General features: G+C 51.1%; 4 protein-coding genes. All 4 read left to right on the top strand.

Going from position 1 to position 5,449, the window contains the following annotated elements:
* The first annotated feature begins 122 nt into the window (after positions 1 to 122).
* The 4 genes from KW93_RS02865 (at position 123) to KW93_RS02850 (ending at position 5,419) form a co-directional block, all read left to right on the top strand.
* On the top strand, positions 123 to 1,259 hold the full coding sequence (locus tag KW93_RS02865) for a mandelate racemase/muconate lactonizing enzyme family protein (protein WP_033541456.1): 1,137 nt from the start codon (positions 123 to 125) through the stop codon (positions 1,257 to 1,259).
* Positions 1,249 to 2,340, top strand: a complete 1,092-nt coding sequence (locus KW93_RS02860) for an amidohydrolase (RefSeq protein ID WP_033541455.1) — start codon at positions 1,249 to 1,251, stop codon at positions 2,338 to 2,340. The genes KW93_RS02865 and KW93_RS02860 overlap by 11 nt, the downstream gene beginning before the upstream one ends.
* Positions 2,341 to 2,545: 205 nt before the next feature.
* Positions 2,546 to 3,955, top strand: a complete 1,410-nt coding sequence (locus KW93_RS02855; protein ID WP_200883318.1) for an alanine/glycine:cation symporter family protein — start codon at positions 2,546 to 2,548, stop codon at positions 3,953 to 3,955.
* Positions 3,956 to 4,147: 192 nt separating this feature from the next.
* Positions 4,148 to 5,419 carry a nucleotide sugar dehydrogenase gene (locus KW93_RS02850; RefSeq protein ID WP_033541454.1) on the top strand — a complete coding sequence of 424 codons (1,272 nt, stop codon included), beginning with the start codon at positions 4,148 to 4,150 and terminating at the stop codon, positions 5,417 to 5,419.
* Positions 5,420 to 5,449: the final 30 nt, after the last annotated feature.

Here is a 5,449-nt window from a genome sequence, read left to right as displayed (position 1 = left end):
TAAGAGAGACGCCCAAAATCATAAGACAACCCTCACCCCAAAAACTCCCTAGCCACTCCCACCCAACAAAGCTACAATAATACTATCTAATCCACCCAAAAACCAAAAAGGAGGCCACCCACATGAAAATCACCAAAGCCACGATCCATTCAGTCCGATTTCCATTAAAGGAGCCGTTCATCATCTCCTACGCCACTTATCCCGACATGCCGGGAATCATCCTGAAACTTGAAACGGATATCGGACTCACAGGCTTCGGCGAAGCAGTGCCGGATGAGCATGTGACGGGTGAGCAGGTGGATGCAATGTTCGAGGTACTGAAAAATGTGCTGATTCCGCGCATCATCGGCCGCAGCCCGTTCGACATCGAAGAAATCCATCACCAAATGGACGCCGCGATTTCACATAACCCTGCAGCAAAAGCCGCCATTGATATTGCCTGCTATGACCTGATGGGGAAGGCGGCGGGGCACCCGGTCTATAATCTGATCGGCGGCCGCGCGCATGACACGCTGCAATATCCGAAAGTGCTGAGTATTGAGGCGCCGGAAATCATGGTGGAGAAAGCGAAACTTGCGCAGACGCAAAATTTCTCCAGTCTCAAGCTGAAAGTCGGACGCGACGACGCGGCACTCGACATCGCGTGCATTTATGCAGTCCGGGAAGCGGTCGGCAAAGACATGCCAATCCGGATTGACGTCAACCAGGGCTGGCAAACGGTCGGCATCGCTGTGCAGACGATCAATCGCCTGGAAGGGGCGAATCTCACATGGATTGAACAGCCGATCCGGATGGGGGATATTCGGGGCCTCGCGGAAGTGAGGCGCAAAGTGTCAACGCCGATCATGGTGGATGAAAGTATGCAGTCGATGAGAGATGTGCTGGAAATCATCCGTCTCAACGCGGCTGATTACATTAATATCAAACTGATGAAAACCGGTGGCATCTACAAGGCTGTTCAAATAGCAAAAGCAGCGGAAGCAGCCGGCGTCATTGCGCAAATCGGCTCGATGGTCGAGTCGTCGATCGGTTCTGCCGCCGGTTACCACGCCGTCATGTCGCGGAAAAACATCCAGACTGCCGAACTCACGGGTCCGCTTTTATTCGCGGAAGAAATCGGCAATCTCTTGTACGAGCCGCCAAACGTCAAGCTCAGCGGCAAGCCGGGGCTCGGAATCGATATCGACGAACAGCAATTGAAAAAGCTGACGAAAAAATCCGCAATCATCGAAGGAGGCAATCAAATCAATGACCATTAAACAGCAGATACAGGCATACTTCGACCACTTCCACGCCAATCCGGAAGTAAGCTGGAAAGAATTCGAAACGACGAAAAAATTAAAGGAAATTATGGAAAGCCACCACATCCACCACCGCACATTCGACGACGTCACCGGTTTGATTGCGGAAATCGGGCAAGGCGACGACATTGTCGCGGTGCGTGCTGACATGGACGCGCTGTGGCAGGAAGTCGCTGGTAAAGAGCAGGCGAATCATTCGTGCGGGCACGACGCCAATATGGCGATGGTACTCGGGGCGCTGCTGTATTTAAAAGAGGAAACCCTGACGAAGCGTGTGCGTTTCATCTTTCAGCCGGCGGAAGAAAAAGGCAATGGCGCGCTGTCGATGATTGACCGCGGGGCGATTGAAGGTGTCAGCCATCTGTTCGGTGTTCACTTGCGGCCGGCGGAAGAATTGCCGCTCGGGAAAGTGTCGCCGGCGCTCCATCACGGTTCAGGCATTTTTCTCCAAGGGAAAATCACCGGGGAAGATGCGCACGGGGCGCGTCCGCATCAGGGCAGCAATGCGATGGATGTCATTGCAGCCATTCATCAATTCATCAAAACGATTTACTTTTCTCCGTTCGAATCCTGGTCGGCGAAACTGACGAATGTGCGGATGGGCGGAGACAGCCTGAACATTATCCCTGGCAGCGCTACTTTTGCGCTTGATGTCCGATCGCAGTCGAACACATTGATGGAAGAACTGCGGACACGTATTGACGCAGGTTTCACACATCTCGCGAATCTTTATGGTGTCGAAATCGGCTGGGAATGGACCGACTTCACACCGGCGGCGGAAGTATCCGAAGAGGCGGCGGAAATCACGGAAAGAGCGATTCGCAATACCATCGGTGAAGAAAATACAGCCGAACCGCTGCACACGCCGGGAGCGGATGACTTTCATTTCTATACAATCCGCCAGCCGCAACTGAAAGCGGCAATGATCGGAGTGGGAGCGGATTTGACGCACGGGCTTCACCACCCGGATATGGCTTTCAACACCGATGCGCTCGATATCGGTGCGCGTGTTTTGGCCGAAACACTGAAGAATACCTGATTATTTCCCGGGAAATAGTGGATGAAGTTAATGCGGATGACACGTCCGCCGAAGGTTTCATTGTGATAAAGTTAATAAAGTGAACATGCAGATCCTCTTATCGAAGGGGGTCTGCTTTTCCTTTTACCGACGGAAAACACAGGTTTTTCCAAGTGCCGGAAAGGGTAAAAGAGAATGAGTTTCAACTTAGAAGGAGGAAAATTGAATGGACGTAGTGCTGGATGCTTTGGCTTGGATAGTCGAAGAAGGCAATAATTTATTGTGGACATACATATTAATCGCTTTGCTGTTAGGATTGGGCGTCTATTTCACAATCCGCACAAAATTTGTACAGGTGCGTATGTTTGGTGAAATGTTCCGCGTCATCTCGGAAAAGAAAGACGGGGAAAAAGGGGTCTCCGCTTTCCAGGCATTCACGATTTCGACCGCATCCCGCGTCGGGACAGGCAATATCACCGGTGTAGCGCTGGCTGTTGCCATCGGTGGACCGGGAGCTGTCTTCTGGATGTGGATCGTCGCGCTCATCGGGATGGCGACAGCGTTCATCGAAAGTACATTGGCACAGGTTTATAAGGTGCGTGACGGCGGGCAATTCCGCGGCGGTCCTGCTTATTATATGGAAAAAGCGCTCGGCAACCGGAAACTGGGGATTATCTTTGCGGTTCTGCTGACGCTCGCGTTCGGATTCATCTTCAATGCTGTCCAGTCAAATACGATTTCCCAGTCATTCGGTGATGTCTTCAATTTACCGGATTGGTCAGTGGGACTGGGGCTTGTGCTGCTTTCGGCCGTCGTCATTTTCGGCGGGGTCAAGCGGATCGCAAGTGTGACACAGATAGTCGTACCAGTCATGGCGACGCTTTACATACTGGTCGCATTGTTCATTGTCATCACGAACTTCAGTGAAATTCCGGCAGTCTTCACACTGATCGTCCAAAGTGCATTCGGTCTTGAAGAAGTTGTCGGCGGCGGTATCGGTGCGGCCATCATGCAGGGTGTGCGCCGCGGTCTGTTCTCGAACGAAGCCGGTATGGGTTCCGTTCCGAACGCGGCAGCATCCGCGAACGTGTCGCACCCGGCCAAGCAGGGGCTGGTGCAAAGCCTTGGGGTCTTCTTCGATACGATCATCATCTGTTCGGCGACGGCATTCATCATCATCCTTGCCGACCTCTATAATACGGGGGAACAGGAAGGAATTCTGCTGACGCAGGCTTCGCTCAACGTTCACGTCGGTGCCTGGGCTCCTTACTTCCTGGCAGTCGCGATCCTGTTCTTCGCATTCAGCTCGATCATCGGAAACTATTATTACGGTGAAACGAATATCGAATTCATCAACGCACACAGCGGCTGGCTGACGGCGTACCGCTTCGGCGTCCTTGCGATGGTCATGTTCGGTGCCATGGCGAAAGTCAGTCTGGTGTGGGATATGGCCGACCTGTTCATGGGCATGATGGCCGTGCTCAATCTCGTCGTCATTGCGCTTCTGGGCGGCACCGCCTTCAAGGTGCTCGACGACTACACGAAACAGCGGAAAGCCGGGAAGAATCCGGAGTTCTATTCCCGCGACATTCCAGGTTTGAAGAATACGGAATGCTGGGGAGAAGACCGGGATTAATTGAATAATGAAAGGACCCTTTTGCCGTTTGGCGGAAGGGTTCAGTTTTTTGGAATAATGAAACCATTGCCAAAGACCCGCCTTTCATAATCAGGCTGGCACCTGAAAAATTTTGTGTTATAATAAATCAATGTATTAAGAGGCAGTATGCGCGCCAAACAACGGCAGCTGCAATCGAAAGGAAGTTAAGGAATGATTAAAAATTTGTGTGTTGTCGGGCTTGGCTATATCGGATTGCCGACAGCAGTTATGTTCGCGAATCATAAACTCCATGTACACGGAGTAGATATAAATGAAAAAGCGGTAAAAATGATCCAGAATAAACAGCTGCATATAGAAGAGAACGGCTTGCAGGACCGCATGGAAAAAGCGATCGATGAAGGCTATCTGACAGTCGGCATCAAACCGAAAAAAGCCGATGTGTTCATCGTGGCTGTGCCATCGCCGATCAACAGCGATAAAACGGCAAATCTTGAATATGTACGGAAAGCGACAGAATCCATTGTGCCTTATCTTCAAAAAGGCAACCTGGTGATCCTTGAATCGACCGTTCCCCCTAAAACAGTGGAAGATGTCATGCTGCCGGAACTGATCAAATCAGGTCTTGAAATCGGCACCGACATTCTTGTTTCCCATTCACCGGAACGGGTAATCCCGGGCCGCATCTTTGAAGAATTGATCAACAACGACCGCATCGTAGGCGGCATCAATGAAGAATCTTCATTGAAAACAAAAGAATTATACGAAGTCTTCGTTAAAGGCCAGATCCATCTGACAGATGCAACGACTGCTGAACTGGTTAAAGTTATGGAAAATACGTACCGCGATGTGAACATCGCTTTCGCGAACGAATTGGCCAAAATGGCGGACAAACTGGATGTAAACATATGGGAAGCGATCAAATTCGCTAATTATCACCCGCGCGTCAATGTCCATTTCCCGGGACCGGGCGTCGGTGGGCATTGTATCGCCGTAGATCCGTGGTTCCTTGTTGAATTGCAGCCGGACATCTCGAAACTGATCCGCCTTTCACGCAATACGAATGACGGCATGCCTGCATACGTGGCATCTCAGGTGCAGCGCATCCTGGCTCAACAAAATGCGGCCGGCAAGAACATTGCTGTTTTCGGATTGGCGTTTAAAGGGAATGTGGATGATATGAGAGAAAGCCCATCCAGCGACGTCATCGAAGAACTTCAGAAACTGGATCTGGAAGTGACTGCTTTCGATCCGCATATCAAAGAAAATCTTCATCCGTCGCAAACGCAGGATATGAAACTGGCGCTTCGTGACGCAGATCTGCTTTTGGTACTGACAAACCACGACGAGTTTTCAGCCATGAACCCGGCAGAAATTTCGGAACTTATGCGCGGCAAGACCGTCTATGATACAAAGAACTGCCTCGACCGTTCACAGTGGATGGATGCAGGATTCGCTTCGTATCTTCTTGGCAACAGCAAATAAAGAAAAGCGACAGCGCCCGTTCAGCTCCGA

This window comes from Planococcus sp. CAU13 (genome assembly GCF_000775575.1).
In the GTDB taxonomy this organism is placed as follows: Bacteria; Bacillota; Bacilli; order Bacillales_A; family Planococcaceae; genus Planococcus.
Note: the sequence above shows the minus strand (reverse complement) of the source record. Positions and strands in the feature narration are given on the sequence as shown.

Bases quoted from the DNA above. Each gene is read 5' to 3' on its own strand.
- KW93_RS02865 (WP_033541456.1), top strand. From the start codon at position 123: ATGAAAATCACCAAAGCCACGATCCATTCAGTCCGATTTCCATTAAAG.
- KW93_RS02860 (WP_033541455.1), top strand. From the start codon at position 1,249: ATGACCATTAAACAGCAGATACAGGCATACTTCGACCACTTCCACGCC.
- KW93_RS02855 (WP_200883318.1), top strand. From the start codon at position 2,546: ATGGACGTAGTGCTGGATGCTTTGGCTTGGATAGTCGAAGAAGGCAAT.
- KW93_RS02850 (WP_033541454.1), top strand. From the start codon at position 4,148: ATGATTAAAAATTTGTGTGTTGTCGGGCTTGGCTATATCGGATTGCCG.